19 protein-coding genes are annotated in these 25964 nt (G+C 75.5%); 9 read left to right on the top strand and 10 right to left on the bottom strand.

The window, feature by feature from the left end; translation table 11 throughout:
• Positions 1 to 90: 90 nt before the first annotated feature.
• The 5 genes from ACIOFR_RS33990 to ACIOFR_RS33970 all read right to left on the bottom strand — a co-directional run bounded on the left by ACIOFR_RS33990 (position 91) and on the right by ACIOFR_RS33970 (position 9227).
• Positions 91 to 1275 (bottom strand): hypothetical protein, encoded by a 1185-nt coding sequence (locus tag ACIOFR_RS33990; RefSeq protein ID WP_401003303.1) that lies wholly within the window; start codon positions 1273 to 1275, stop codon positions 91 to 93.
• Positions 1276 to 1316: 41 nt separating this feature from the next.
• A complete protein-coding gene (locus ACIOFR_RS33985; protein WP_401003302.1) occupies positions 1317 to 1847 on the bottom strand; it encodes a SigE family RNA polymerase sigma factor in 531 nt (176 codons plus the stop codon).
• A gap of 54 nt (positions 1848 to 1901) precedes the next feature.
• Positions 1902 to 4649 (bottom strand): GH92 family glycosyl hydrolase, encoded by a 2748-nt coding sequence (locus ACIOFR_RS33980; RefSeq protein WP_401003300.1) that lies wholly within the window; start codon positions 4647 to 4649, stop codon positions 1902 to 1904.
• Between the two features lie 167 nt (positions 4650 to 4816).
• Complete coding sequence (gene fusA / locus ACIOFR_RS33975) at positions 4817 to 6943, bottom strand: elongation factor G (protein ID WP_401003298.1); 2127 nt, start codon at positions 6941 to 6943, stop codon at positions 4817 to 4819.
• Positions 6944 to 7358: 415 nt separating this feature from the next.
• On the bottom strand, positions 7359 to 9227 hold the full coding sequence (locus ACIOFR_RS33970; protein ID WP_401003296.1) for a serine/threonine protein kinase: 1869 nt from the start codon (positions 9225 to 9227) through the stop codon (positions 7359 to 7361).
• A gap of 200 nt (positions 9228 to 9427) precedes the next feature.
• On the opposite strand from ACIOFR_RS33970, the gene ACIOFR_RS33965 reads away from it, so the two are divergent.
• Positions 9428 to 10246 (top strand): SDR family NAD(P)-dependent oxidoreductase, encoded by an 819-nt coding sequence (locus tag ACIOFR_RS33965; protein WP_401003295.1) that lies wholly within the window; start codon positions 9428 to 9430, stop codon positions 10244 to 10246.
• Positions 10247 to 10695: 449 nt separating this feature from the next.
• Here ACIOFR_RS33965 and ACIOFR_RS33960 read toward each other — a convergent pair whose 3' ends face one another.
• Positions 10696 to 11313 carry a MarR family winged helix-turn-helix transcriptional regulator gene (locus ACIOFR_RS33960; protein WP_401003293.1) on the bottom strand — a complete coding sequence of 206 codons (618 nt, stop codon included), beginning with the start codon at positions 11311 to 11313 and terminating at the stop codon, positions 10696 to 10698.
• 288 nt (positions 11314 to 11601) lie between these two features.
• On the opposite strand from ACIOFR_RS33960, the gene ACIOFR_RS33955 reads away from it, so the two are divergent.
• The 7 genes from ACIOFR_RS33955 (at position 11602) to ACIOFR_RS33925 (ending at position 17641) form a co-directional block, all read left to right on the top strand.
• Positions 11602 to 12537, top strand: coding sequence for an ABC transporter ATP-binding protein (locus tag ACIOFR_RS33955; RefSeq protein ID WP_401003292.1), 936 nt, complete (start codon positions 11602 to 11604; stop codon positions 12535 to 12537).
• Positions 12534 to 13382: an ABC transporter permease gene (locus ACIOFR_RS33950; RefSeq protein ID WP_401003290.1), complete on the top strand. Its 849-nt coding sequence runs from the start codon at positions 12534 to 12536 to the stop codon at positions 13380 to 13382. Before ACIOFR_RS33955 ends, ACIOFR_RS33950 begins: the two co-directional genes overlap by 4 nt.
• A gap of 160 nt (positions 13383 to 13542) precedes the next feature.
• Entirely contained in the window at positions 13543 to 14811 is a 1269-nt protein-coding gene (locus ACIOFR_RS33945; RefSeq protein ID WP_401003315.1) for a sensor histidine kinase, read from the top strand.
• Positions 14808 to 15485 carry a response regulator gene (locus tag ACIOFR_RS33940; protein WP_401003288.1) on the top strand — a complete coding sequence of 226 codons (678 nt, stop codon included), beginning with the start codon at positions 14808 to 14810 and terminating at the stop codon, positions 15483 to 15485. The genes ACIOFR_RS33945 and ACIOFR_RS33940 overlap by 4 nt, the downstream gene beginning before the upstream one ends.
• 142 nt (positions 15486 to 15627) lie before the next feature.
• Complete coding sequence (locus ACIOFR_RS33935; RefSeq protein WP_401003286.1) at positions 15628 to 16281, top strand: DedA family protein; 654 nt, start codon at positions 15628 to 15630, stop codon at positions 16279 to 16281.
• Complete coding sequence (locus tag ACIOFR_RS33930) at positions 16278 to 16889, top strand: phosphatase PAP2 family protein (RefSeq protein ID WP_401003284.1); 612 nt, start codon at positions 16278 to 16280, stop codon at positions 16887 to 16889. Before ACIOFR_RS33935 ends, ACIOFR_RS33930 begins: the two co-directional genes overlap by 4 nt.
• Complete coding sequence (locus ACIOFR_RS33925; RefSeq protein ID WP_401003282.1) at positions 16886 to 17641, top strand: phosphatase PAP2 family protein; 756 nt, start codon at positions 16886 to 16888, stop codon at positions 17639 to 17641. The genes ACIOFR_RS33930 and ACIOFR_RS33925 overlap by 4 nt, the downstream gene beginning before the upstream one ends.
• Here ACIOFR_RS33925 and ACIOFR_RS33920 read toward each other — a convergent pair.
• Positions 17625 to 18593, bottom strand: coding sequence for a M56 family metallopeptidase (locus ACIOFR_RS33920; RefSeq protein WP_401003280.1), 969 nt, complete (start codon positions 18591 to 18593; stop codon positions 17625 to 17627). The two genes, ACIOFR_RS33925 and ACIOFR_RS33920, sit on opposite strands and share 17 nt — an antisense overlap.
• A complete protein-coding gene (locus ACIOFR_RS33915; protein WP_401003278.1) occupies positions 18590 to 18973 on the bottom strand; it encodes a BlaI/MecI/CopY family transcriptional regulator in 384 nt (127 codons plus the stop codon). Before ACIOFR_RS33915 ends, ACIOFR_RS33920 begins: the two co-directional genes overlap by 4 nt.
• A gap of 311 nt (positions 18974 to 19284) precedes the next feature.
• Here ACIOFR_RS33915 and ACIOFR_RS33910 point away from each other — a divergent pair, with 311 nt between their 5' ends.
• Complete coding sequence (locus ACIOFR_RS33910; RefSeq protein WP_401003276.1) at positions 19285 to 21294, top strand: transglycosylase domain-containing protein; 2010 nt, start codon at positions 19285 to 19287, stop codon at positions 21292 to 21294.
• Positions 21295 to 21320: 26 nt separating this feature from the next.
• Here the strand turns inward: ACIOFR_RS33910 and ACIOFR_RS33905 are convergent, their stop codons facing one another.
• The gene (locus ACIOFR_RS33905; protein WP_401003274.1) at positions 21321 to 22571 is read right to left on the bottom strand and encodes a hypothetical protein; all 1251 of its coding nucleotides are present in this window, start codon (positions 22569 to 22571) and stop codon (positions 21321 to 21323) included.
• 141 nt (positions 22572 to 22712) lie between these two features.
• Positions 22713 to 25304, bottom strand: coding sequence for a rifamycin-inactivating phosphotransferase (rph, locus tag ACIOFR_RS33900; RefSeq protein WP_401003272.1), 2592 nt, complete (start codon positions 25302 to 25304; stop codon positions 22713 to 22715).
• Positions 25305 to 25964: the final 660 nt, after the last annotated feature.

Raw genomic sequence — 25964 nt, 5'->3', positions numbered from 1 at the left:
CTGTCCATGATCACGCCCCCGCGCCCGGTCCGCATCCCCCGGCCGCATCCGGGCTCACCGTGCTCGTCCGCCCGGCCCGCCCGGCGGGCGTCACCCCCGCCAACTCGGCGATGCCGCGAGGGTCACCAGCTGCTCCTTGGTCAGTACCTCCCGTCCGGGCAGCGGCGGGACGTCCGGCCAGACACCGGGCGCGGTCTGGACGACGCTCACCCGGGTGCCGTCCGGGTGCAGCGCCTCGACGGCCCACGAGAGCACCGGGAGGCTCTCGTCGGAGTCCCCCCGGACCTCACGCGTGACGACCGAGGTCCCGTCGGCGGTGCGGACGAGGGAGCCGGGGTCGACGCCCGACTCGAAGGCCTCACGGGTGATCACGCCGTCGCGCTGGGCGGTGAGGGTGAGCAGGGCCGTACGGCCGGCGCCGGTCAGGGTCAGCTGCGACTGGCCGTTGCCGAACCGGCCCTCGGGGACCGCGGCGGTCACACCCGCAGGCAGCAGGGTCACGGCGGTCCCGGCGATCCGGTCCGCCGGGAGCCCGGAGAAGGCGGTCTTGGGGTACTGCGGGGTGACCAGGGCCTCGAACACCGGCCCCCAGGCGCTGCTGGTGACGACGTCGACCATCTGGGGCACGGTGATCGACACGCCCGTGCCGCCGGCCTCCGGCACCGGACCGCGGACGGTCGCGTCCAGGCGGATCCGGCGTCCGTCCGGTCCGGTGGCGAACGCCGTCCAGGTGCGGCCGGGCTGCTCCTGGCGCTCGGTGGCCTGCTTCACCAGGACGATCGTCCCGTCCGGGCGGACCGTGCGCTCGCACTCACCGGGCTGGTCCCCCGTCACGCATTCGGCGCCCGGGGTGTCCGCGTCGATCGGCAGGGCCATCCGTTCGGTGCTCAGGGTGAGCCGGGTGGGGCCGTGTCCGTCGTCGAACACGAGGGCGACCCCGGGGCCCACCCCCGGCCGCCCCGCCTCTCCCAGACCGGCGGCGTGGACGTCGGACACCGTGCCGGACGGCAGCAGCGCGCGAACGGTCCGCTCCATGAAGGCACGGGACACGCGCTGGTCGGCGGCGGGCGCGGTGCCGCCCCGGGGGAACACGGCGACGGCGGTCAGCGCGAACAGCGCCACCGCCGTGGACGCGGCCGACACGGCGACGCGCCGGCGCCGGCGGATCGCCCGGCCGCGGGCGGCGGCGCCGGCGACGAACGCGGGCAGGTGCGGCTGCGGGGCCAGGTCGGCCGCCCCGCGCAGGGCATCGGTGAGATCGTCCTCGTACGGCATGGCGGGGCCCTCCTCGGGCTGGGATCCGGACGGGTGCGGCGTCACTTCGCGCCCAGTTCTGCGAGTTCGGTACCGAGTACGGCCCGCAGGCGCTCCAGCGCCCGTCCGCTGCGGGTACGGATCGCGCCCGCCCGTACCTTGAGGACCACCGCGGTCTCCTCCACGCTGCGGTCCTCCCAGTACCGCAGCACCAGCACCGCACGGTCCTGGGGCGAGAGCCGGGCGAGCCCGCGCAGCAGCGTCAGCCGCAGCGCCGGGTCGGTGTCGCTGACCGGTGTCTCGGTGAAGGTGTCGGTGACGTGCTCGCCGCTGCTGCGGCGGCGCTTGTGCGTCAGGAAGGTGTTGACCAGCGTGGTCCGCGCGTATCCGGTCGGGTTCGCCAACCGCGAGACGGTCCGCCACTTGGCGAACATCCGCCCCAGCGTCTCCTGGGCCAGGTCCTCGGCCAGATGGGCGTCACCGCCGGTGAGCAGGAACGCCGTCCTCACCAGATGTGGCCCCGCCCCGGCCGCGAACTCCGGGAAGTCCACGGGCCGGTCGGGTGCCGGGTCATGCTCCGTCGTCTGCCTCATGCTCTTCCAACGCGATGGAAGTGCGTCCGTGTCACAGCCCCGGGGGGGCGGGGGTCAGCGGTGGTGCGCCGCGCGGGGCACGGTCCAGCGTTGCGCGTCGGTGCCGTCGCAGGTGCGCAGCCGGGGCCCGGGGTCGCCGTCCGTCCCGTCGGCGGCGTCGAGGCAGCGGCCGGTGGGCTGGTGGAGCAGCGAGCCGTCCGGGTGGGGCCACCACTGCTGGGCGCCGGTGCCGTCGCAGGTGCGCAGCCGGAGGGCGGGGCCGCCGGCCTCCAGACAGCCGCCGAGCGCGCGCAGGGTGCCGTCGGAGGCGGTGGTCCAGCGCTGGGCGGCCGCACCGGGTTCGCACGGTCCGACGCCGACGGGCATCGGGTCGGGGGAATGGTCGGCGGCCGGTGCCGTCGCGCCGAGGCAGCGGCCGCCCGGGGCGCCGATCGGGCCGGTGGCCGGGCGGGCGGGGCCGACGTCGAAGGAGGGCGGCGCGTCCTCGGGTGCGCTGCCCCAGGCGGGGTCGGGCTGCTCGTCGAGGGTGAAGGCGACCGTCCCGCCGCGGCGCAGCAGGTGCTCGCCGAGCCAGGGACGCCGGGTCGGCCGGGAGTCGACCTCCAGCGCCCGGACGTACCGGGCCGTCCCGGAGGCGCCCGGCGCCGAGACGTCGAGCACGGCGCCGTTGCCCCGGCGGACGGTGACGGCGGGGAACAGCGGGCTGGCCAGCACCAGTTCGGCGCGGCCGGGCGCCTGCGGGTACATGCCGAGGGCGGCCCAGACCGCCCACGCGGACATCTGCCCGAGGTCGTCGTTGCCCGGTTCGCCGTCGGGGGCGTCCGCGAACAGCGTGGTCAGCGCCCGCCGGACGACGTCCTGGGAGCGGTACGGGCGGCCCGCGTAGACGTACGCCCACGGGACGTTGGAGGAGGGCTCGTTGCCGAGGTAGGCGTGGGTGGAGTCCGGTCCGGCGTTGAACTCGGTGAAGAACTGGTCCAGCCGGTCGGCGGCGGCCGCGTCGCCGCCCATCGCGTCGAAGAGACCGCGGTGGTTGTACGGGACCATGAAGGCGTACTGCGCGGCGCTGCCCTCCACGAAACCGCTCTGCTGGACGGGCCGGAAGCCGGGCCACGTCCCGTCGTTGCGGCGCGGCTGGAGGTGGCGGCTGCCGGCGTTGAGCAGGTTGCGCCAGTTCGCGGAGCGGTGCATCAGGAGGTCGTGGGTGTCGCGTTCGCCGATCCGGGCGGCCAGTTGGGCGAGGGCGAAGTCGGCGCCGGTGTACTCCAGGGTGGTGGACGCGGAGCCCCACGTCCCGCCACCGTCGGTGGGGACGTAGCCGATCGCGTCGTAGCGCTCGTGCCCGGGGCGTTCGCGGGCGTCCCGGCGGCCGGCCAGGGCGAGGCGGAGCAGCCCGGCGGCGTCGAAGTCGGTCCCGCCGAAGGCGTGGACGGTGGCGGCGATGACCGGCAGCGGGTCGCCGACCATCACCCCGGTGCCGCCGTTGGCCAGCGTCCAGCGGTCGAAGTAGCCGGCGGTGGCGCCCTGGTCGACGATCGACTGGGCGATGTCGGCGGCGCGTGCGGGGTCGAGCAGCGCGATCAGCTGGACCTGCGAGCGGTAGACGTCCCAGCCGGAGTAGTCGGCGTACTGGGCGTGGCCGGGCCGCGTGGTGCGGACCGTTCCGTCGAAGTCGGGGTAGCTGCCGTCGGTGTCGCTGAGCAGGCTCGGGTGCAGCATCGCGTGGTACAGCGCCGTGTAGAACACCCGGCGCTGCGCGGTGGTCCCGCCGGCGACCGCGATCCGGCCGAGCAGGTCGTTCCAGCTGCCGCGGGCCGCCGACCTGACCCGGTCGAAACCCGAACCACGCTGCTCCGCACGGAGGTTGGCGAGGGCGCCGGCGGCACTGGTGAACGAGACGCCGACCCGGGCGGTGACCGTCCGGCCCGCCGTGGTGTCGAAGGAGACCAGCGCCTTCGCGCCGGACTCCGCCCGGTCCGCCGCACCGGCCGAGGGGCTCAGCAGTCGGGTCCCGTCCGGGCGGGCGGGCTGCGGGGCGACGCCCTCGCTCCCGCCGGCGGCACTGCGCCGGCCGGTGTCGACGCCGCCGGCGCGCACGACGCCCGCGCTGCTGAACGGCCGGTCGAACTCGGCGTGGAAGTAGACCCGGTAGTGGTTCCCGGTGCCGCAGAAGCCGCCGCTGTCGGTGTAGCCCGAGATGGTGTCGGTGCCGATGGCCAGCGCCCCGGAGGCCCGGTTGAACGCCCGGCCGGCGTCGACGGTGAGCGAGGCGGTGTGGCCCTCGGGGTAGGTGAAGCGGGCGATGCCGGAGCGAGGGGTCGCGGCCAGCTCCGTCCGCAGCCCGTTGCCGAAGGTGACGGCGTACGAGCCCGGGGCGATCGACTCGTCCTCGTGCCGGAACTCCGCGTGGTCCACCGGGGTGCCGTCCAGCACCGGCAGGAACGGCGTGGTGCCGTAGTCGCCGCAGCCCGCGCCGGAGATGTGGGTGAGGCTGAACCCGGCGATCCGGTGGTCGTCGTACTGGTAGCCGCCGTGCTGGTACGTCACGGTGTCCGGGCTCCACTGCACCATGCCGAACGGCGCGGTGGCACCGGGGAAGGTGTTGCCGGCGCCGCCGCCGTGACCGAAGTCCGGGGCGCCCTGCCGCGTCCCGACGTAGGCGTTGACGTACCCGGCCGGGTCGTGGACGGTGACCCGCGCCGGGGCCGCCGCCGCCCCCGCGGGGGCGGGCAGCAGCCCCGCCAGCACGGCCGCGGCGGCGCCCCCGGCGAGCGCGTACGACATGGACCTGAACCGCTGCACCGCGCCTCCCACGACTGTCGGACCGTCGGCACATCGTGCAGGCCGGACCGGCCCGGACCGGGCGGGCCGGGCGGCGACGGGCGGCGAGTCCCCCCGCCCGGACCAACCGGTCGGGCGGGGGGCGTGCGGACCGGGACCACCCGCGGCGGCCCGGCCGGGTCGGCCGGTCAGCGGGCGGGCGCCGGAGCCGGTGCCGGCGCGTAGCCGGTGGGCCGGGCGGTGAAGGTGCCCCGGCCCTGGGTCCGGCTGCGCAGCCGCGTCGCGTAGCCGAACAGCTCGGCCAGCGGCACGGTCGCGGTGACCACCGCGGAGCCGGCCCGCGCGGTGGAGCCGCTCACCCGGCCGCGACGGGCGGCGAGGTCGCCGAGGACCCCGCCGACGGCGTCCTCGGGCACGGTCGCGGTGACCTCGACCACCGGTTCGAGCAGCTGCATCGCGCCGGCCCGCAGCGCGGCCCGCAGGGCGAGCCGGCCCGCCGTGCGGAAGGCCAGGTCCGAGGAGTCCTTGGCGTGCGTCGCCCCGTCGGTCAGGGTGACCCGGACACCCGTCACCGGGTGGCCGCCGAGCGGGCCCTCGGCGAGCGCGTCCCGGCAGCCGGCCTCGACCGCACGGACGTACTCCTGCGGCACCCGCCCGCCGACCACGGTCGACCGGAACTCGAAGTCCGGCCGGCCGGCCCGGTCGCCGGTGGCGTCCAGCGGTTCCGTGTCCAGCACGACATGGGCGAACTGGCCCGCGCCGCCGTCCTGTTTGACGTGCCGGTAGACCAGACCGGACACCCCGCGGGCGACCGTCTCGCGGTAGGCCACCTGCGGCCGGCCGACGGTGACCTCCAGCCCGAGGGCGCGCCGGATCTTCTCCACCGCGACCTCCAGGTGCAGTTCGCCCATGCCCGACAGGAGCGTCTGACCGGTCTCCCGGTCGGTGCGCACGGTCAGCGACGGGTCCTCCTCGACCAGGCGGGCCAGCGCCGACACCAGCCGTTCGGTGTCGGTGCTCCGCCGGGCCTCGACCGCCACCGAGACCACCGGCTCGGCCGCGGCGGGCGGTTCGAGGACCAGTGGCGCCGAGGGCGCGCACAGGGTCGCCCCGGCCCGGGCGGCCTTCGGCCCGACCACCGCGACGATGTCGCCGGCCACCGCCTGCTCCACCTCCGCGTGCCGGTCGGCCTGCACCCGCAGGATCCGGGCGATCCGCTCGGTGCGCCGTGCACCCGCGTCCATGACGGTGTCTCCCTTGCGCATCGTTCCCGAGTAGAGCCGCAGGTAGCTGAGCCGGCCGGTGGTGGTCGAGCTGACCTTGAACACCAGCGCCGCGAGGGGCGCCGCCGGGTCGGCGGCCCGCTCCTGCACGGCACCGGCACCGGCACCGGTAGCGACGCCGCCGTGGCCACCGCCGGGGCCGACCGGTGTGCCGCGGACCGCCGGGACGTCCGGCGGCGCCGGCAGGTACGCCACGGCGGCGTCCAGCAGCGGCTCGATGCCGCGGTTGCGGTACGCCGAACCGCAGAGCACCACCACCGCCTCACCGGTCAGTGTGAGCTCGCGCAGGGCGGCGGCCAGGGTCGGCGTGGAGAGCTCGGACCGCCGGCAGAACTCCTCCAGGGCGGCCGGGTGGAGCTCGGCCACGGCTTCCTCCAGCAGGCGCCGGCGCCGCCGCGCCTCCTCGCGCAGGTCGTCCGGCACCTCGCCCTCCACGCCGGCCTCGTGCCCGTCGGCCCACACCAGCGACCGCATCCGCAGCAGGTCCACCACACCGGTGAAGCCGTCCTCGGCGCCGATCGGCAGCTGCACCACCAGCGGGACGGTGTGCAGCCGTTCCCGGATGGAGGCGACGGCCGCGTCGAGGTCGGCGCCGGCCCGGTCCAGCTTGTTGACGAAGGCGATCCGCGGGACGCCGTGCCGGTCGGCCTGCCGCCACACCGACTCGCTCTGCGGCTCGACCCCGGCGACGGCGTCGAACACGGCGATCGCGCCGTCGAGCACCCGCAGCGAGCGCTCCACCTCGTCGGAGAAGTCGACATGGCCCGGGGTGTCGATCAGGTTGACCCGGTGACCGGCCCAGTCGCAGCTGACGGCCGCGGCGAAGATGGTGATCCCGCGGTCGCGCTCCTGGGGGTCGAAGTCGGTGACGGTGGTGCCCTCGTGGACCTCACCGCGCCGGTGGGTGCTGCCGGTCAGGTAGAGGATCCGTTCGGTGACGGTGGTCTTGCCGGCGTCGACGTGGGCGAGGATGCCCAGGTTGCGGACGGCGGTGAGAGGACTGGTGGACTGCGGGTGGCGGTCGGTACGCACGGCCGGGGGCCTTTCGGAGTGATCCGGGAAGGGAACGGCGCGATGGTCCGGACGAACGGGCCCGTGGGCGGGCCGTGGTGAGCCCTCCGGCCGGGTGGGTCGCCACCGGCCGGAGGGAGTCAGGACGTCGTCGTCGCGGACGTCCGGTGCGGGCCGCGCAGCCCGCACCGGGCGTCCGAAGACACCAGGATCACCTCGTAGCGCGACGGGGGGACGACGACAGCGGTGCGGTTGCGCACGGCCGTTCTCCCCTCGCTCGTCACGGAGCGCGCCGACCCTGACGGTCGCGGCGCGCGATCGACGACGAGTCTAGGGACGGCGCCCCGTCCGGGGTACCGGTTTTACGGGGCACCCCGGGTGACGGTCGGTCGGGTGTTCGGCGGGTCAGGTCTCCGGCGGTCAGGTCTTCGGCGGGTCAGCCGCAGTGCACGGCCCGGTTGCCGAGGGAGCCGGCGGTGGTGGCCGTGACGCCGTTCCAGGTGATGCTGCCGAACCCGGTGATGCACTTCGCCGCCGCGTTCACCTTCACCGGCCCGGCGAACTTGGCGAAGCTGCCCTCGTCGTTGGCGGTGGTGCCCGCCACCGGCGAACAGCTGTCGGAGGCCGCGGTGTTGGCGCAGCGGCTGATGCTGGCCTTGACCGCGGAGGCCGTGCCGTAGCCGCTGTTGGCGGTCTTGATGGTGGCCGCGCAGTTGTTGCCGGTGGAGCCGTCGAAGTAGAGGTAGTAGTAGCCGAACACGACCCCGGTGCCGGTCCTGACCGGGTAGCTGTCGATCAGCCCGCCGCTGCAGCCGTACGCCGCCGCGCCCGTCGCGGGGGAGGCGGGCGGGTTGGGGGCCGGGGCGCTCGTCGGGCCGCCGGGGGCGGGTGAGGTGGCGCCCGGGGTGGCGCCGGGAGTGGTGCCCGGCGCGGTCCCGGCCTTGCCGGTCGCGGCGGAACCGGGCGCACCGGGCGTACCGGGCGTGCCGGCGGCCGAGGTGGCGGCGGTCGGCGTCCCGGAGGCGGCCGGGTCCGTGGCGGACGCCGTGGCGGAGGCGGCGGCGGAGGCGGCCGCCTGCTCGGAGGCCGCGCCGAACGGGATGGCGCCGGCCTCGTCCGGGCCGATGACCCGGCCGCCGGCGTCCACCCTGCCGGCCGGCCGGCCGCCGTCGGCCCCGGCACCCTGACTGCCGACCGCCCAGACCAGCCCCGAGATCAGGGCCAGGGCGAGCGCGCTGCCGGCGGCGGCCAGGCCGGCCCGGCGGCCCGAGGGCCGGCGCCACCAGGGCTCCGGCTCGAAGTTGCCGAACGGGGTGTCCATGGGCTCGCCCGACGGTGTGCGGGCGGACAGCGGCGCGAGGGGCGCGGCGGTGACTGCCGCGGCGACGGGGGCCGGTGCGGGAACGGCGGACGCCGCCGCGGGGAAGCCGTCCGGGCGCGGCACGGCGGCGGCCGGGGCGGTGGGCCCCGCGGCGATCTGCCGCGCCACCCCGTCCAGCAGGGCCGCGACCTCGGCGGCGCTCTCCGGCCGCTCCTGCGGTGCCTTCGCCAGCAGGTGCAGTACGAGGTCGTCCAGCCCGGCGGGGACGCCCGCCCGGCGCAGGCTCGGTGCGGCCGGCTCCTCCCGCAGGTGCGCGCCGAACTGCACGGTCACCTCGCGGTGCCCGAACGGCGTTGCGCCGGTGAGCAGTTGGTAGAGGATGCAGCCGACCGCGTACAGGTCGCCGCGGTGGTCGGCCTCCTGGTCGCCGCGCACCTGCTCGGGCGACATCCAGGGGACGCGGCCCAGCCCGGTGTCGGCGCCGCCGGTCGGCTCGGACCCGCCGGCGGGCCGGAGGCTGGCGGTACCGAGACCGAGGATCCGCACCGTCCCGTCCTCGGTGAGGACCACATCGGCCGGGGTGAGGTGGTGGTGGACCACGCCGCCCTCGTGCGCCGCCGCCAGACCGGTGCAGATCTGCCGGGCCCAGTCCACGGCCCGGGCGGCTCCCGGCACCCCCTCGGCGGCCAGGACCTCGTCCAGGGTGCGCCCGGCCACCGGCTCCGTCACCACGTACAGCTCGCCGCCGTCGCGGCCGAACCCGTGGACGGCGGCGAGCCGGGGATGGTCCGCCAGCGCGGCCGCGGCACCGGCCTCGGCCTCGAACCGCTCGGCATCCGCAGCGGCGAGCGCGGACTCGGCGACGACCGTGAGCGTCACGGCGCGGTCGGCCCGCCGGTCGTGGGCCGCCCAGGCGGTTCCCGTCCCGCCGGAGCCCAGACGCTCCACCAGCTCGTAGCGTCCGCCGATCAGCTGCCCCGCCATGGAAAGTCCCTCTCCCTCGCCCGTCGGATGACCGGTCAGAACCTATCGGCACCGCCGCGGCGGACGTGAACCGGGGACGGGGGCCCCGGGAACCGTGCCCGTGCGCCCGTCGCCGGCCCGGCGGGGTCCGGCGACGGGCCGTCAGGGCGGTGGTTATGATCGAACGGTCCGTGTACGACTGCTCTGGAGACCAAAGCCCCATGGCTGATCAGCGAGTTGTCATCGTCACCGGCGGCGGGACGGGCATCGGGGCGGCCACCGCCCGGCTGCTGTGCGCCGCAGGGCACCGGGTGGTCGTCTCCGGCCGGCGGCCCGAGCCGCTGCACCGCGTCGCGGCGGAGACCGGCGCCCTGGCCCACCCCTCGGACACCGCGGATCCGGAGGCCGTCCGCGGCCTGGTGGACGCGGCGGTGTCGGCGTACGGACGGCTCGACGGGCTGGTCCTGAACGCCGGCACCGGGCGCAGCGGCGCCGTCGGGGACCTGTCCGTCGAGGACTGGGACGCCGTGATCCGGACCAACCTCACCGGCCCCTTCCTGCTCCAACGGGCGGCGCTGCCGCACCTGTTGGAGACCGGCGGCTCGGTGGTCGCGGTCGCCTCGGTGTCCGCGCTGCGCAACGGCGCCGGCAACGCCGCGTACGCGACCTCCAAGGCCGGCCTGTTGCAGCTCTGCCGCTCCCTGGCGGTCGACTACGGCCACCGTGGGCTGCGGGCCAACGTGGTGTGCCCGGGCTGGGTGCGGACCGAGATGGCCGACCGGCGGATGGCCCGGTTCGCGGACGAGGCAGGGCTGGACGGCAGCGACGCGGCGTACCGGGAGGCGACCCGGCTCGTCCCCGCCGGGCGTGCCGGCGACCCGGAGGAGGTGGCCGAGGTGGTGGGCTGGCTGCTCTCGCCCGCGGCGAGCTTCGTCAACGGGGCGACCCTCACCGTCGACGGCGGGGTGTCGGCGGTCGACCCCGGGACGGCCGCCTTCGACTTCCGGATCGAGCCGCGCGGCGCGGCGCCGGGCCGGTAGGGACACCGGATCCCGCAGGACGGCGGTGGTGGCCGGCAGGTGGGCAGGCCGACGAGCCAGTGCCCGACGAGGGTGATCCGGAATTCGCCCCCGGTGTCGTCGAGGCCGCGCGGAAGGCCGACGCCGTCCGGGGCGAAGCAGGGCCGCAGGACGAGCCGGGGCACCGCCAGGTGCGCCAGGCCGACGGCCACCTGGAAGACGACGTGGACGAGCCGGTTGGCGGCGGTGTGGGCGGCGAGGGCGGCGGCGATCGGGGTGCCCAGGCGGCGCAGTGGTGCGAGCTGCGGGCCGCGGCGGGCGGAGGCGTACAGGGCGAGGAGGGTGGCGGCCCGGCCGGCGAGGAGCATGAGGACTGCGCCGGGGATGGTGGCGACGGGCGGCGCCAGCGCGTCTCGGTGGCCCGTGCCCTGGCTGCCGAGCCCGACGTGCTGCTCTGCGACGAGGTCACCTCAGCCCTCGACGTCGACACCGCCGCCGGCGTCATGGCCCTGCGGGCCGACCGGGGTCCGGTCATCGCGCTGGTCGGCGCGCACGCGGACAGCCTCGTCGAGCTCGCCTGGACGGCCGTCCGGCCCCCGGCCCGGGCCGGGGCCCTGCGCCGGGACGGACGGGGCCGGCCCGGTGCGGGCGGCCAGCGCGCACACCCGGTGCAGCAGGGCGTTCAGCTGGGCCCGTTCACCCCGGGTCAGCGGCGCCAGCAGGCCGTCCTGGACGGCGGCGGCGTCGGCGTGCAGCCGATCCAGCGCCTCCCGCCCGGCGGGGGTGAGGGTCACCACCTCGTGGCGGCCGCCGATCTGGACGTGGAAGGACTCCACCAGGCGCGCGGACAGCAGGTCGTCGACCACCCCGGACGCCTGCGCCGCGTCGGGGCCGAGGGTGGCGGCGAGGTCGGGCCTGGCGTGCGGGCCGTGCTCGGCGAGGGCCGACAGCACCGACAGGTGCGCCCGCGACATCCCGCGCCGGGCGAGCCGTTCGGTGAGCCCGCGTTCGGCGGCCCGGCCGGCCGTCGACAGCAGATGGACCGTCTGCTGAAGGGGACTCGATGATCCCTTCCGGCCGTCGTACATCTGGCTTCCATCCGCTCCTCGGGCCCGCCGGGCGGGCGGCGACCGCCCTCAGCCGTCTACGGCAGTGTAGACGAGGTGGTTCCGGGCCAGGGCGGCTCACCCGGGGCCGTCGCCGTCCCCGCCCCCCTCCGCGTCCCGTCGTCGCCGGACGGCGTAGTACCCGGGTACCACCGGTCGGCGGAGCATCGCGCCCTGAGTACCACGGTCCGTGGCGGTTCGGTGCTTAGCGTTGCTGGTGAGGCGGCCGGATCGGCCGGAGCCCGGGCACGAGGGACGAGGGACGAGTCGATGATCGAGGCGCAGCAGCTGACGAAACGGTACGGGGAGAAGACGGCGGTGGACCGGCTGGACTTCACCGTCCGCCCGGGCTCGGTGACCGGCTTCCTGGGCCCCAACGGTGCCGGGAAGTCCACCACCATGCGGATGATCGTCGGCCTGGACGCCCCGACCGGCGGATCCGTCACGGTCAACGGCCGCCGCTACGCCGAGCACTCCGCCCCGCTCCAGGAGGTGGGCGCCCTGCTGGAGGCCCGGTCGATCCATCCGGGACGGTCCGCCTTCGACCACCTGAACGCCCAGGCGCTCACCCACGGCATCCCGCGCCGCCGGGTCGAGGAGGTGATCGGGCTGACCGGGCTGCAGAGCGTGGCGAAGAAGCGGGCCGGGGCGTTCTCGCTCGGCATGGGCCAGCGGCTCGGGATCGCGGCCGCGCTGCTCGGCGACCCGGCCACGATCATGCTCGACGAGCCGGTGAACGGTCTCGACCCCGAGGGCGTGCGGTGGATCCGCAACCTGCTCACCGGCCTCGCCGCCGAGGGCCGTACGGTCTTCGTCTCCTCGCACCTGATGAGCGAGATGGCGCTGGTCGCGGACCACCTGATCGTCGTCGGCCGCGGCCGGCTGCTGGCCGACACCACGGTCGAGGAACTGGTCCGCCGGGCCGGCGGCGACACCGTCCGGGTGGCCAGTGCGGACCCGGCCCGGCTGCGCGAGCTCCTCGCCGGCCCGGGGGTGGAGATCACCGGTCGGGCCGGCTCCGAGGAGCTCCAGGTGACCGGCGTGCCGGCCCGGACGATCGGGCTGACCGCCGCCGAGCACGGCATCGCGCTGTTCGAACTGACCGCCAGGGCCGTGTCCCTGGAGGAGGCGTTCATGGACCTGACCAGGGACGCCGTCGAGTACCACGGCACCACCGGCACCGAGACCCCCGGGAGGGCGGCATGAGCACCATCGCCCCGATCCACACCGCCGAGCCGTCCGCCGTCCCGCCCGCGCGCCCGGTCTACCGGGTGACCGGGCGCCGCGTCCTGCGCGCGGAGTGGGCCAAGCTCTGGTCGCTGCGCTCCACCTGGATCACGCTCGGCCTGGCGCTGCTGTTCGTGGTGGCGTTCGGCCTGATCGCCTCCGCGCAGTACAAGTCCCGGCTGACCTCGGGCGGCCACATGGACCGGGACTTCGCCAGCGCCACGGCCGTCCAGCTGTCCCTCTTCGGGACGAACTTCGGCCAGTTGGCGCTGGGCGTCCTCGGCGTGCTGGTCACCGCCGGCGAGTACTCGACCGGGATGATCCGCTCGACGCTGGCGGCCGTGCCCCGGCGCCTGCCGGTGCTGTGGTCCAAGGCCGCGGTCTACGGGCTGGTGGCCCTGCTGGTCGGGACGGCCGGCGTGTTCACCGCGTTCCTGGTCGGCAGCCGCATCGTCGCGGACACCCCCGCCGCGCTCACCCTGACCGACCCGGGCGTGCTGCGCAGCCTGCTCGGTGCCGGGTTCTACCTGGCCCTGGTCGGCGTGATCGGCGCGGCCCTGGGCGCCCTGCTGCGCTCGGTGGCGGGCGGCATCTCGGTGCTGGTCGCCTCGCTGATGCTGATCCCCGGCCTGGTCAGCCTGCTGCCGTCCTCGTGGCAGGACCACATCGGCCCGTACCTGCCCGGCACCGCGGGCGAGTCGATGTTCGCCCTGCACCACACCGCGAGCACCCTGTCGCCGCTGGGCGGGATGCTGGTCTTCCTCGCCTGGACGGCGCTGGCCCTGGCCGGGGCGGCCTGGCGGCTGCTGCGCACCGACGCGTGAGCGGTGCCCGACCTCCGGCCTCCCGCGGGGACCGGCGGCCCTCGGACCGGGCGGGTCGGCCGGTCGGCCGCCGGTCCTCGTCCACCATGGACGGGTGACGACCGTGACGACCCAGCACACCGCGACCGCGGCGGCCCAAGCCCAGCCGCCACCCCTGGGGATGGAGGTGCTCTGGGGGCATCCGCTGGTCGCCCGGCTGGTGGCGTCCGGACAGCGCCTGCGCCGGCTCGACCGGGAGCGCCCGTGGCTGATGGACACCGCCGTGGTGCTCGCGGTCTTCGTGATGTTCTGCCTGCCGGACCTGGTGCACGGTGGCGGCCCGCGCGGCCTGCGGCCCAGGACCACCCGGCTGCCGGAGGCCGGCATGCTGGCCTTCCAGGCCGCGCTGGTGGTGCCGCTGTGGTGGCGCCGCCGGGCGCCGTCCCGGGCCTTCGGGGTGATCGCGGCGGTCTTCGTGGCCCAGTGGATCACGCTGGTCTGGCTGCGCGCCGACGTCGCGCTGCTGATCGCGCTCTACAGCCTGGCGCTGCACGGCCGGCTGCGGCACCTGCCCTGGGCCTGCGCGGTGACGGCCCTCGCGTTCGGCCTGGTCGCGCTGCGGGTCTCGACCGTGGTGGCCTTCGGGGACGCGCTGTTCTTCCTGGGCAGCACCGCGACCGCGTCGGTGGCGCTCGGCCTGGTGCTGCGGATCCGCCGGGCCCACGTCGCGGCCCTTCAGGAACGGGCGGTGCGCCTGGAGATCGAACGGGACCAGCGCACCGCCCTGGCCGCCGCGGCCGAACGGGCCCGGGTGGCCCGCGAGATGCACGACATCATCGGGCACAACCTGTCCGTCATCATCGGCCTCGCCGACGGCGGCGCGTACGCGGCCCAGACCAATCCCGGCCGCGGCCGGGAGGCGCTGCGGCTGATCGCGGGCACCGGCCGGGAGGCGCTCGGTGAGATGCGCCGGATGCTCGGCGTCCTGCGCGAGGACCACGCCGGGCCCGAGCTGCGGCCGCAGCCGGGCGTCGCCGACCTGGCCGACCTGTGCGAGCGGATCCGGGCCGCCGGGCCGCAGGTCACCTACCGCACCGCCGGCGACCTCGACAGTCTCGACCTCGGCGCCCAACTCGCGGTCTACCGGATCGCCCAGGAGGGGCTGACCAACGCCCTCAAGCACGCGGGCAGCCGGACCAGGGCCCGGCTGCGGATCACGATGGACGGGGAGCGGGTCGGCATCCTGGTCCAGGACACCGGCCCGCCCGACGGCGCCCCCGGGGCCGTCCGCGCGGCCGACCCCGCCGGCAACGGCCTGGCCGGGATGCGGGAGCGCGCCGCGCTGTACGGCGGTACCGTCACCGCGGGCCCCGCGCCGGGCGGCGGCTGGACCGTCGAGGCGCTGCTCACCCTCACCCCGCCCGCCGACCTCGGAGGCCCCACCCCGTGACCACGGTGCTCATCGTCGACGACCAGCCGCTCCAGCGGTTCGGCTTCCGGATGCTGCTGGAGAGCTCGCCCGAGACCGACGTGGTCGGCGAGGCCGCGCACGGCGCCGACGCGGTGCGCCGGGCCGCCGAACTGCGCCCCGACGTCGTCCTGATGGACGTCCGGATGCCCGGTATGGACGGCATCGAGGCGACCCGGCGGATCGTCGCCGCGGGCGGTCGCTGCCGTATCCTGGTGCTGACGACCTTCGACATGGACGAGTACGCGCACGCCGCCCTGCGGGCCGGTGCCAGCGGTTTCCTGTTGAAGGACGCGCTCCCGGAGGAGCTGCTGGCCGGCATCCGGGCGGTCGCCTCCGGCGACGCCGTGATCGCCCCCGGCCTGACCCGCAGGCTGCTGGACGCGTACGCGCACCACCTGCCGGTCCTCGCGCCGGGGCAGCAGCCGGCCGACGACCCGCGGCTGCGGGCGCTGACCGAGCGGGAGCGCGAGATCCTCGTCGCCATCGCCCAGGGCTGGACCAACGGCGAGATCGCGCAGCGGCTGGTGCTCGCCGAGTCCACCGTGAAGACCCATGTCGGGCGGGTGCTGGCCAAGATCGGCGCCCGGGACCGGGTGCAGGCCGTGATCTTCGCCTACGACCTGGGGCTGACCCGGGCCGCCGGCCCGGGCTGAGAGCCGGCGCCGGCGGCCGTGCGGGGAACCACCGGACCCTGGTGGCGTCCATGGCGACATAGACTGTCTACAGTTTTGTAGACGGACGTCGGGTGCGACCCGCGCGACCCGCGACCGTGCCCCCGGAGAGAGGCTTCCACCGATGCCCCAGCCACCAGGTCTGCTGGCCGTGAACCTTCTCGACGCGAGCTCCCTGCTCGGAGCGTTCGGGGCGCTCGGCATCGCGGTCGTGCTCTTCGCCGAGACCGGTCTGCTGATCGGCTTCTTCCTCCCGGGCGACTCCCTGCTCTTCACCGCCGGCCTGCTGTGCGTGCCCGGCGTCGACGGCACCGTCCACCTCTCGCTCCCGCAGGTGCTGCTCGCCTCGGTGGCGGGCGCCCTGCTGGGCGCCCAGACCGGATTCCTGATCGGCCGTCGCGGCGGCCGAGCCCTGCTGGAGCGCTCGCGCAACAGGCGGCTCCACGACGGCGCCCGCCGTGGCGAGGAACTGCTGAACCGCTACGGCCACGCCAAGGCCGTGGTGCTGGCCCGGTTCATCCCCGTCGTGCGCACCGTGCTGAACCCGCTGGCCGGCGCCCTCGGCGTGCCGACCCGGACCTTCACCGTCTGGCAGACCGTCGGCGGCCTGGTGTGGACGGTCGGCCTGGTGATGGCCGGGTACGCCCTCGGCTCCTCCGTCCCGAACGTCGACCGCTACCTGCTGCCGATGGTCGCCGCCGTCGTCGCGCTCTCCCTGCTCCCGCTCGCGCTGGAGGTGCTGCGCTCGCGCCGCGCCGCGCGGGCGGACCACCGGTGAGCCGCACCGGGCTCGCCCTCGACGGGTCGGGCATCGACGGCTCGCTCTACCTGGACGTCACCGACCTCGCCCACCGCACCCCCGCGCCCGTCGGCCGGCTGGTCGCCGACTGGTCCGCGTACGGGCTCGCGCTGTTCGCCCTGCTGATGGCCGCCGCCTGGTGGCGGGCCCGCCGGGGACCGTCCGCGGTGATGGCCGCCGCGCTCGCCGCGCCCGTCGTGGTGGTGGCGGTCTTCGCCGCCGACACGGCCCTGAAGTCCGTCCTGCGCGAACCCCGGCCCTGCCGGGTGCTGCCGGCCGGGGCCACCCTGGAGGCCTGTCCGGGGGCCGGCGACTGGTCGATGCCGAGCAACCACACCGTGATCGCCTTCGCCGCCGCGGCCGCGCTGTGGCAGGTCGACCGGGGCCTCGCGGCCGTCGCCGGCGTGGCCGCGGCGGCGATGGGCGTCTCCCGGGTCTTCGTCGGCGTCCACTACCCGCACGACGTCCTCGCCGGAGCGCTGGTCGGCACCCTGCTCGGCCTGGCGCCGGCCCGGCTGGCCCGGCTCGCCGGGCCCGCCGTCGAGCACCTGCGGGCCGGCCGGCTGCGCCCGCTGGTCGGCGGGTGACCGGGCAGCCGGGGCCGGCCCCGGACGAGCCCAGGAACACCGCCCGCACCGTCGTCCTGGCGGCCGGGATCCCACTGCTGCTGTTCGCCGCGCTGACGGTGCTGCTGGCCGTGCACGGCTGGACGCCGACGGCCGCCGAGCGGTGGCTGCACTCCTGGTCGGTCGGTCACCGCCCGTCGGCCGCGGTCACCGCGGCCGGCCTGTTGACCGACCTGGGCACCGGGGTCCCGCCCTACCTGGCGGCCGCCGCCGCCGGCCCGCTGGCCCTGCGGCACTCCCCGGCGGCGCGCAACCGCCTGCTCACGGCGCTCGGCCCGGTGCTCGCGCTGGCGCTCGGGCAGGCGCTCCGCAACGGGCTGATGAGGGCGTTCGGCCGGCCCCGCCCGCCGGTGGCGGACTGGGTCGCGGCCTCCCCGAGCGGCCACGCCTACCCGTCCGGCCACGCCTTCACGGCGGCGGTCGCCGCGGGGCTGCTCGGCTGGGCGGTGCTGCGTGCCGTGCGGCGGCCCCGGGCGGTGCCGGTCCTCGCGGTGCTCGGCGCGGCAGCGGTGGGCGTCGGGCTCACCCGGGTCTACCTGGGGGTGCACTGGCCGCTCGACGTGGTCGGCGGGTGGCTCCTCGCGGCGGCCTGGCTCGGTCTGTGCCTGCCGCTGCTGGCCCGTGTCGCCGGCCCGCCCGGGCCGCCCGGTCCGCTCCGCCCGGCCCGGCGCACCGAGGCGGCCGGGGCCGGTCCGGTCAGCGGATCCGGCTGACCTCCTGGGCCTGCTCGACGTACTCGTGGAGCCCGTACGCGGACCCGAGGCTGAGCGTCAGCGAGAGGACGACGACCGCCAGCAGACCGCCGGCCAGCAGCCACCCGGTGCGGCGGCGCGGCGCCCGGGGGACCGGGCCGAGCAGCGCGTCGACCCGGCGCGGCACCGGGCCGGTGTCCACCGCCAGCAGCAGGCTCGGCGGCCGGCCCGGGCCGGCGGCGGCCAGGGCCGCCCGGGCGACGGCGGTCGCGGCCAGCCGGCGGCTGCCGACCGTGGCGGCGGCGTCCTCGTCCGCCCAGCGCTCCAGGTGGAAGGAGAGCGCCGGGCGCAGCCCGCGCAGGGCGGGGTGGGTGGCGGCGGCGAGCTGGGCGGTCCGGGCGAGCAGGTGGTGGCGGCCGGCCAGGTGGGCGCGTTCGTGGGCGAGCAGGACGTCCCGCTCGCCCCGGTCGAGGGCCCGGAGCATGGCCGCGGTCACCACGACCCGGCCGGCCCGCCCGGCGTGGCCGGGGAGTGCGAACGCGTCGGCGGGCCCCTCCGGGAGGACGGTCAGGTCCCCGCCGACGGGGTGCGGCTCGACGCTCCGCCAGGTGCGGGCGAGCAGCGCCCGCTGCCGGTGCCACAGGCGCGCCGCGCAGCCGGCGACCACCAGCAGTGCGAGGCCGGCGCCCGCGGCGACGGGCACGGCGGCCGGGGAGGTCGACACCACCCAGGGCAGCGACATCCGGCCGTCGGCGGCCAGCGCCGGGTGGTGCAGCAGCCCGCCGCCGACCAGGACGCCCAGGGCGAGCACGGTGCCGCCGGCCAGCGCCCCGGCCGCACCGGCGAGGGTGAGCGCGGCGGCCCGCGGCGGCAGCAGCTCGGCGAGCCGCCGGGCCGCGGGGACGGCGGCCCAGGGGCAGAGCAGGGCGAGCGCGACCAGCACCATCACCAGCGGGGTCAGCGGGAGGCTCATCGGGTGTCCTCGCCCTCCGCCGTCCGCAGCAGGCGGCGCAGCACGTCCTCGTCGTCCTCGGAGAGCGAGGAGACGAAGCGTTCCAGGACGAGTTCGCGGCGCGGGTCGCTGTGCAGCTCGCGGTGCATCCGGTTGGCGGCGAGGCCGGCGGCGTCGTGCACGGGGGAGTAGGCGAACCCGCGGCCGACGCGGCGGCGGTCCAGGGTCCCCTTCTCGTGGAGCCGGGTGAGGATGGTCGTCACGGTGGTCCTGGCCAGGGCGCCGCCGAGGGCGTCGTTGACCTGTCCGGGGGTGAGGGGCTCCCGGGCCGCCCAGAGCACGGCCAGCACGTCCGCGACGAGTTCGCCGTGGGGACGCCTGGGATCCCTGCCGTCCGCCATCTCTTCCCTGCTCCCGTACGTGCCCGGGCCCGCTTCCTGCGGGTCCTGGGGTCCAGTGTGGCCGATGGGGTCGACGGTGGGCGACGACGAGGACGTCGACACAACGGCATACCGCCCTACGGTATGCCCGACCTGGTCGGATGGCCCGACCCGGGTGGGCCCGGGGGAGCGCGGGAGGGCCGCGCCACGGGTGGGAGTGGTGAACGACCGGCGAACGGTCTGTGTGGATACCAGTAGTCCCGCGACCTCCCGCCGGGTCCGGAGCGTCCCCTCCGTGACGGGTAGTCAGCCCACGAATGGAGTCCTCCGCGATGACGTCACGCCCGCGCGCCCTGGCCGCCTCCGCAGGACCGGGTCGCCGCCGCCCGGCCGTCCGGCTGTCGTGGGACTACCCGCGCTCCGGCCGGCGGGGCGTCCGGCGCTGGCTGCCGTCCTGGCGGCAGTGGCTCGTCCTGGCCGCGGCGGGGGCACTCGGGCTGGTGGCCGTGATCGGCATCGCGTACGCGCGCACCCGGATACCCGAGGACCTGAACGCCTTCGCGACCCAGCAGAACAACGTCTACTACTGGGCGGACGGCACCGAGATGGCCCGCACCGGCCTGACCAACCGCCAGGACGTCCCGCTGGAGAGGGTGCCCGAGCAGGTCCGGGCCGCCGTGCTGGCCGCCGAGAACGCCACCTTCTACACCGACCACGGGGTGTCGCCCAGCGGCATCGCCCGGGCGGCCTACCGGACGGTCTCCGGCGGTGACACCCAGGGCGGCTCGACCATCACCCAGCAGTACGTCAAGAACGCCTATCTCAACCAGGACCGCACGCTGTCACGGAAGTTCACCGAGATCCTGCTGGCCGTCAAGCTCGACCGGCACCTCGGCAAGGACGAGATCCTGGCCGGCTACCTCAACACCAGCTGGTTCGGCCGTGGCAGTTACGGCATCCAGCGCGCCGCGCACGCCTACTACGGCAAGGACGTCTCCGAGCTCGACCCCAGCGAGGGCGCGCTGCTCGCGGCCCTGCTCAAGGGCGCCGGCCTGTACGACCCGGCGGGCGGTCCGGCCGCCCGCGACCGGGCCGTGGAGCGCTGGTCCTGGATCCTGGACCGGATGGTGGAGACCGGGGCGCTGACCGCGGCGCAGCGGGCCGGCTACACCGTCTTCCCCGAGCCGAAGACCCCCGAGCCGCAGGCCGGGCTGGCCGGGCAGGTGGGGTACCTGGTCGAGGTGGCCCGCTCCTACGTGGAGAGCCACACCGACATCTCACCGGCCCAGTTCGACCTGGGCGGCCACCAGATCTACACCACCTTCGAGAAGCCGCGGACGGACGCCCTGGCCCGGGCGGTCGTCCAGGCGAGCGCGGGTCTGGACCCCGCCGCCCGGGCCGAGGACCGCGACGTCCGGGTGGGCGCCTCCTCGGTCGCCGCGGACGGGCGGATCCTCGCCCTGTACGGCGGACCCGACTACCTCAAGGCGGGCTTCAACAACGCCAACACCTCCAACGTGCCCGCCGGTTCGGTGTTCGGCCCGCTGGTCTACGCCGCCGGGCTCGGGCAGGGCGTCCAGCGCCGGCGCGACGGGGACCGGACACCGGTGCGGCCCGGCACCCTGTACGACGGCGACGACGGTCTGAACGTGATGACGCCGGAGGGGCCGTACTGGGGACGCGACGGGAAGATCGTCAAGGCCCGCAACACGGACGGCAGGTCATGGGGGAAGATCACCCTGCGCACCGCGGTGGCCCAGGCGGTGAACTCCCCGATCATGCAGCTCGGCATGGATGTCGGCCTGGACAGGGTCCGGCAGACCGCGCTCGACCTCGGGCTGCTGCCGGTCAGCACCGGTCCGCTGGTCCCGGCCTTCTCGCTCGGCAACTCCACGCCGAGCACGATCCGACTGGCCGGCGCCTACAGCACCTTCGCGGCCGGCGGCCGGCACACCGACCCGTACTCGGTGCTGAAGGTCACCCGGGGCGGCGCGGCGCTGCCCCTGCGGCTGCCGGCGGCCGTGACCGCGGTCAGCCCGCAGGTCGCCGCGGAGGTCACCGACGCGCTGACGGACTCCGTCCGGGGCGGCAGCGCGGTCGGCGCGAAGGCCGTCGCGCCGGCCGCCGCCGGCACGGCGGGCGCGGCCCAGGGCAACACGGCCGGCTGGTTCGTCGGCACCAACGGCACCACCTCGACGGCGGTCGTGGTGTTCCGGATGGACCCGAAGACGCTCGTGCTGCAACCCCTGGACGGGCTCGGCGGCGGGGCGCCGGCGATGTCCGCCACCGGCCTGCCGCTCGCGGTGTGGAGCGGCTACCAGCGGGCGGCGCCGACCGGCTGACCGGCGGCCGGCCGGCCGGCGACCGGCTACCGGACGAGGGCGGGCCAGTCCGGGACCTGCGCCGGGTCCAGCTGGCGCAGCCGGGCGAGCACCTGCGGATCCTGGGCGTCCATCCAGTCCGCCACCTCGCGGAAGGAGACGCAGCGCACGCCGTCCCGCCGGCAGACGTCCTTCATCACGTCCTCGACGGCCTGCATGTAGATGCCTCCGTTCCAGGTCTCGAAGTGGTTCCCGACGAACAGCGGTGCCCGGCTGCCGTTGTAGACCCGCTCGAAACCGTTCAGGTACGCCTCCCTGGTCTGCTTCCTCCAGGTCTCGTACTTGGCGGAGTTGCCGTTGGTGCTGTCGCCGGACTGCCGTTGCAGGAAGTTGTAGTCCATCGACATGACCTGCTTGTCGCTCTGCGGGTACGGCATCATCTGGAGCGGGAAGTTCCACACCCCGTTCAGCTTGGTCGGCCAGACCTGGAATTCGCCGGGCGAGCTGGCGTCGTAGCGCCAGCCGAGCGCCTGCTCGGCCGGTAGGAGGGTCTTCTGCCCCTCCAGGCACGGCGCCCGGCCGCCGACCAGCTCCTTGCGGTAGTCGAACGGCAGCGGGGCGACGTCCTTGAAGCCGGTGTTGGTCCGCCAGTTCTCCACGAACGAGTAGGCCTGGTCGATCTCGCTGCGCCACTCCTCGGTCGACCAGTGGTCGCCGCCCTTGTCCCCGCAGAAGTGGCCGTTGAAGTGGGTGCCGATCTCGTTGCCGGCCAGCCAGGCCAGGCGCAGCTGTTCCAGGGTCTCCCGGACGTGGGGTCCGGTGGGGAAGTCGATCGCGGCGGCGCCGGGTGCGTGCTGCGGCGGCCGGTAGAGCCCGCGCTTGGCGGCCGGGACCAGGTAGATCCCGCTGAGGAAGAAGGTCATCCGGGCGTTGTTCTGCTCGGCGGCCTTCCGGAAGCGGGAGAACAGGTGGTCGTCGTTCTCCAGCGCGCCGTCCCAGGAGAACACCACGAACTGCGGCGGCTTCTCGCCGGGCTTCAGCCGCTCGGCGGGCTTCGGTCCCGGTTGCGGTCCGGTGTAGGAGGTCGAGCCGTCGCCCAGCACGGTCACCTTGCCGTCCCACGGCGGCTCGGTGGGCCCGGGGAGCGCAACCGGGAACGGGAGCGCCGCCGGGGGCGCGGCGGTCGCCCCCGCGGCGTCCGGTCGGTTCCCGGTGCTACCGGCCTCGGGGGCGACCGCCCCCGACAGGAACAGTCCACCCGCCAGCAGGGCGGCCGTGCGCCTCGCAGTCCTCACCATCAGCCTCGCTCCGTGCGTCCACCTGACGTGCCATCACCTCTCCTCACGTCGTGGGGCACGGATTCGGTCGCACACCATCGGGCGCGATGTCGGCGGTGGCCGCGGGCGACGGCCCTGGGCGGGGCCGCCCGGTGCGGCCGGTCAGTCCAGGATCTCGACGTACCCGTCCGTTCCGTGCACGCGGATCCGCTGTCCGTCCCGGATCAGCCGGGTGGCCTGTTCCACGCCGACGACGGCCGGCAGGCCGTACTCCCGGGCGATCACCGCTCCGTGGGTCATCAGGCCGCCCACCTCCGTCACCAGGCCCGCGACCGCGACGAACAGCGGCGACCAGCTGGGGTCCGTGAACCGCGTGACCAGGATGTCGCCGGCTTCGAGATCGGCCTCCGCCAGGTCGAGCACGACCCGGGCCCGTCCCTCGACGGTCCCCGCGGAGACCGGCAGACCGGCCAGGGCGCCGGCCGGCACGTCCGTGCGCCGGTACGACCCGGTGACCGCCTCGCCGTCCGAGGTGAGCACCCGCGGCGGGGTGAGCGCGTGGTACGAGCGGAACGCGTCCTTGCGCCGCCGGACGAGCCCCTCGTCCACCCGGTGCGTGCGCACCACGTCGTGGAGTTCCTGGAAGGTGAGGTAGAAGACGTCCTCCCGCTCGGGGATCACACCGGCCCGCACCAGGCGCCCGGCCTCCTCCAGCAGGGCGCGCCGGTAGACGAAGTAGCGGCTGACGATGCCGTACTTCGGGTACTCCCGGTACCCGATGAAGGCCCTGACCCGGTCGATCATCCGCTTGGTCTCGCCGGCCTTGCGCTCGCCGTCCGGCAGGGCCCGCAGGCGCGACAGCACGTCCTGTTCCTTCTGCCACGCCCTCTCCCGCCCCTGCTCGAAGCGCCGTTCGGCGGCGCCCGGCCCGAAGTTCCTGACGTTGTCGAGGATCACGGGCACCAGCGTGTCGGGGCGCTCGCGCCACCGCGGCCTGGTGATGTCGATCTCGCCGACGCAGCGCATGCCGTACCGGTCGAGGTAGGCCTCCAGGGCGTCGCGGGCCTCGGTCCCGCCCGGGAGCTCCGCCAGCTCGTCCAGGAACCCCTCGTCCTCGACACCCTGGAGGAACGCCACCACCTCCGGCCGCGGGCGGATCACGTCCGCGACGTCGAGCAGCGCCAGTCCCATCTCCGACGTGATGTTGCCGGGGGCGGACAGCGTCAGCGTGTCGGCCGCGTTCCTCTCGCCCAGCCACTCCTCCAGCCGGTCGTTCAGCCACCAGGTGGCCTCCATCCCCGCCATGATCGCCCGGAGGTTCAGCGGGTCGCCGAGGACCCGCCGGTGCTCCTCGAAGGCCTCCAGCAGGAAGTCGAACAGCGCCGGGCCGGCCTTCGTCCGGATGTCACGCTCCAGGGCGGCGACCGACGCCCGGCTGCGCTCGACCAGTTCGGCGACGACGGCCGGATCGGTGTCGTCCGGGCCGGAGGTGTCCCCGGCCCCGGCGGGGCCCGCGTCCGGGAGCGCCGGGACGAAGCCGTCGCGGTCGAGGACGGTCTCCAGGGCGTCCCTGATCAGCGGGTCGTTCCTCCCCATCACGTCCAGGAGGCCGGCCCGGCCCGCGGGCGAGGCCAGGCGCCGGGTGACGTCGACGAACAGCCGCCCGCCGGCCTCGTGCATCGGCACCATGGCCGTCAGTTGCCACATGGACAGCCCGAGCGGCCGCATCGGGTCGGTCATCATCTGCCCGTGGCCGACCGAGACGTAGACGTGGTTCTCCCCGTCGCCGGCCTCGGGGACGGGGAACAGCGCCGTGATCGGCCGGCTCTGGACGATCCGGAAGTCGTCGTCGACCAGGCACCATTCGATGTCCTGCGGGCGGCCGAAGTGCGCCTCGATCCGCCGCCCGATCCTTACCAGCCGCAGGACCTGCTCCTCCGTCAGCGCCGGCTGCCCCTGCCGCCACGGTTCGACGTCCACCTCGTGCACACCGCCACCCGGCCGGGCCCGCACGGCCCGCTGCTTGGCGGCGATCGTCCGGGCCACGACCTCGCCGTGGCGCACGGTGTGGACGTCCGGGTTCACCAGGCCGGAGACCAGGGCCTCGCCGAGGCCGAGGCCGGCGTCCACGGTGGCGACCGTCCGGTCCCCCGTGACGGGGTCGGCCGTGAACAGCACGCCGGACGCGTCCGGGAGGACCATCCGCTGCACCACCACGGCCATCCGGACCGTGCGGTGGTCGATGCCGTTGCGCCGGCGGTAGGTCACGGCCCGCTCGGTGAACAGGGAGGCCCAGCACCGGCTGACGTGCCGCAGGACCGCCGCCGGTCCGACGACGTTCAGGTAGCTGTCCTGCTGGCCGGCGAAGGAGGCCGTCGGCAGGTCCTCCGCCGTCGCGCTGGACCGGACGGCGCAGGCGGCCCGCTCGCCGAGCCGGGCGAGCGCGCCGGTGATCGCCGCCGCGAGATCGTCCGGGACGGCGACCGCTTCGATGGTCCGGCGGATCTCGCCGCTGATCGTGCCGGTCGCCGCCCGGTCGTCCGGGTCCACGCGCGACAGCCGGTCGATCAGGGCGTCGAGCGACGGCGCCAGCGCCACGATCCGCCGGAACGCGTGCGTCGTCACGCAGAAGCCGTCGGGCACGCGGACGCCCTCGATCCGCCTCAGCCCGCCCAGCTGCGCGCCCTTGCCGCCGACGACCGCGACCTGCGTCTCGTCGACCTCGTGAAGATCCCACACGTACTGCTCGATCACTGCGATACCTCCGGGGCAGCCCTGCCCGTCGCGCCGCGGTGGCCGATCCGACCACCGGCGCCTCCCAACTGTGGTCGCCGCCCCCCGACGGTGTCGGGCGGCGCGCAGAGGGTGGCGCAGGCCGACGATTCTGCGCCGTCACGGGGGCCTTGCGGCAAGGCCCCCGTGGCGCTATACGTTGAGAGTGGCAAGGAGAGCTCTCTCCTTGCCACTGTCGTTCGCCCTCCGCTCCGGGTGCCCGGCCGGCAGCCGTCGGCGCCGCCTCGATGTGGCGGATTCGGGGAGGAATCCCAGAGATGGGGCCAAGGTCGGCGGGCGACGTTCCATCATGATCGCAGGCGTGTGCTAACGTCGTGATCATCGTTTTGCATGCATCTGTTCACGGGGGTTATCCGATGCAGCTCGTACCAGAATTCGGCACTGCCGCACACTTCGGGCCGGTGGTCGTCCGCCGAGGCGGATGACGAATACCTCGCCGTTCATTCAGCAGGGCAGTGGGCCGTCCTTCCCGCCCCGGCGCATCCTTTCTCCGACGAATCCCGGAACCGACACCGGCTGAAAAGCCCGTCGGTCGATTCCGCACGGATTCCTCGCATTGCCGCCCTGCCGTCCGTCATCACCGGTTCCCCCGGAACCGGCCCGACGGTTTCTTCCTGCCCG

This window comes from Kitasatospora sp. NPDC088346 (genome assembly GCF_044740765.1).
GTDB lineage: Bacteria > Actinomycetota > Actinomycetes > Streptomycetales > Streptomycetaceae > Kitasatospora.
The sequence above is the reverse complement of the archived record's forward strand: the minus strand, read 5'-3'. Positions and strand labels throughout refer to the sequence as shown.

Coding starts and splice junctions, on each gene's coding strand:
- ACIOFR_RS33945 (WP_401003315.1), top strand. CDS start 13,543: ATGGAGGTGCTCTGGGGGCATCCGCTGGTCGCCCGGCTGGTGGCGTCC.
- ACIOFR_RS33970 (WP_401003296.1), bottom strand. CDS start 9,227: ATGGCGGGGCAGCTGATCGGCGGACGCTACGAGCTGGTGGAGCGTCTG.
- ACIOFR_RS33920 (WP_401003280.1), bottom strand. CDS start 18,593: ATGAGCCTCCCGCTGACCCCGCTGGTGATGGTGCTGGTCGCGCTCGCC.
- ACIOFR_RS33915 (WP_401003278.1), bottom strand. CDS start 18,973: ATGGCGGACGGCAGGGATCCCAGGCGTCCCCACGGCGAACTCGTCGCG.
- ACIOFR_RS33990 (WP_401003303.1), bottom strand. CDS start 1,275: ATGCCGTACGAGGACGATCTCACCGATGCCCTGCGCGGGGCGGCCGAC.
- ACIOFR_RS33965 (WP_401003295.1), top strand. CDS start 9,428: ATGGCTGATCAGCGAGTTGTCATCGTCACCGGCGGCGGGACGGGCATC.
- ACIOFR_RS33935 (WP_401003286.1), top strand. CDS start 15,628: ATGCCCCAGCCACCAGGTCTGCTGGCCGTGAACCTTCTCGACGCGAGC.
- ACIOFR_RS33910 (WP_401003276.1), top strand. CDS start 19,285: ATGACGTCACGCCCGCGCGCCCTGGCCGCCTCCGCAGGACCGGGTCGC.
- ACIOFR_RS33905 (WP_401003274.1), bottom strand. CDS start 22,571: ATGGTGAGGACTGCGAGGCGCACGGCCGCCCTGCTGGCGGGTGGACTG.
- ACIOFR_RS33955 (WP_401003292.1), top strand. CDS start 11,602: ATGATCGAGGCGCAGCAGCTGACGAAACGGTACGGGGAGAAGACGGCG.
- ACIOFR_RS33960 (WP_401003293.1), bottom strand. CDS start 11,313: ATGTACGACGGCCGGAAGGGATCATCGAGTCCCCTTCAGCAGACGGTC.
- ACIOFR_RS33985 (WP_401003302.1), bottom strand. CDS start 1,847: ATGAGGCAGACGACGGAGCATGACCCGGCACCCGACCGGCCCGTGGAC.
- ACIOFR_RS33950 (WP_401003290.1), top strand. CDS start 12,534: ATGAGCACCATCGCCCCGATCCACACCGCCGAGCCGTCCGCCGTCCCG.